This window comes from Streptomyces sp. NPDC012935, from assembly GCF_042900345.1.
Classification (GTDB): domain Bacteria; phylum Actinomycetota; class Actinomycetes; order Streptomycetales; family Streptomycetaceae; genus Streptomyces.
In genome coordinates, this window is sequence record NZ_JBIBBC010000118.1 from 1 (window position 1) to 1076 (window position 1076).

General features: G+C 66.4%; 2 protein-coding genes and 1 pseudogene. All 3 read right to left on the minus strand.

Annotated elements, in window-relative coordinates:
- Positions 1-208: pseudogene (locus ACFY5C_RS41970) on the minus strand (conjugal transfer protein TraS); the annotation flags it as partial.
- Between the two features lie 5 nt (positions 209-213).
- Positions 214-564, minus strand: coding sequence for a hypothetical protein (locus ACFY5C_RS41975; protein ID WP_283286114.1), 351 nt, complete (start codon positions 562-564; stop codon positions 214-216).
- Between the two features lie 130 nt (positions 565-694).
- A partial coding sequence (locus tag ACFY5C_RS41980; RefSeq protein ID WP_389455374.1) for a UTRA domain-containing protein occupies positions 695-1076 on the minus strand: 382 nt, incomplete at its 5' end.

Genomic DNA, 1076 nt, shown 5'->3' on the forward strand with positions numbered 1-1076 from the left:
GGACGGCCAGTGCGCGCCAGCGGGCCGGCTGGACGGTCAGGCCACAGGCCTCCATGGTCGAGGAGTACGAGGCCATCAGCCGGACCACCGAGAGAGGCAGCCCCACCGTGGACCAGTACGCCGCTGGGTGAGCGTGCCGAGCGTAGGCAGCGCCGCCTAACGCCGCGAGGGAGCCGCCCACCTCGGCCAACGTCACCAAGTCCGTCACGGGGATCAGCCCGCCTGGGCCATCGGGAAGGCCCCCGGAGCAATGGCGGTCGCCCGGTAGGCGATGCCGTGTCGCTCCTGGCCATTGAACACGCTCTGCCACGGCCGTGCCACCAGACCCGGCAGCGACACCGGAGCACCAACCGTCAGACCTTCGGTCACCCCGCTCTCGGGGACGGTGACCTGGATCAGCGACGAGTCGCCCTCGTCGATGTAGACGACGCCTACAGTCATCAGCGTCTCGCCGGTCATCGCGTCCTTGGCGATCTCACCGGTCTGCCGGTCACGCACCTTCGGGGCCGGAGCCTCGGTGAGCAGAATCGTGGCCGCCGATGCGTCAACGCGGATCACACGCACAGGGATTACTCCTTCTGAGAGACCATCAACCTGACACCTGACAGGTTGACTTAGCAAGTTCGACGCTAGGGATGCCAAGTTGACTTGTCAAGTCGTTGTCCCCTGCAAATCCCGCCGCCGTCGGGCGAGATCAGCTCAGGCGGTAGGTGTCTTCGAGTTCCTGCCGATCGGCAGGTAGGAGCACGTCAGAGACCTGCAAGGCTCGACCGGAGACATCGCAGGCGACAACCAGGACGCTGAGCACGGGAACGCCGTCCGGCAGGTCCAGCAGCTCGGCCTCACGCGCCTCGGGCAGCCGAGCAGAGACCCGCTCGGTCACATGGTCGAAGCGCACCTTCTTCCGGGCTTCGAGATGTTCGCGCGTGCTCCCACTCAGAGGTTCTCCGACCTCCAGGTCAGTTCCCTCGACCAGGCCGGCGGGGAAGTACGACGACACCAACTCGACGGCTTCACCGTCCTCCTCGACGAGGAAGCGACGCATCAGGACCTCAGCCCTCTTCGGAAGGCCGAGG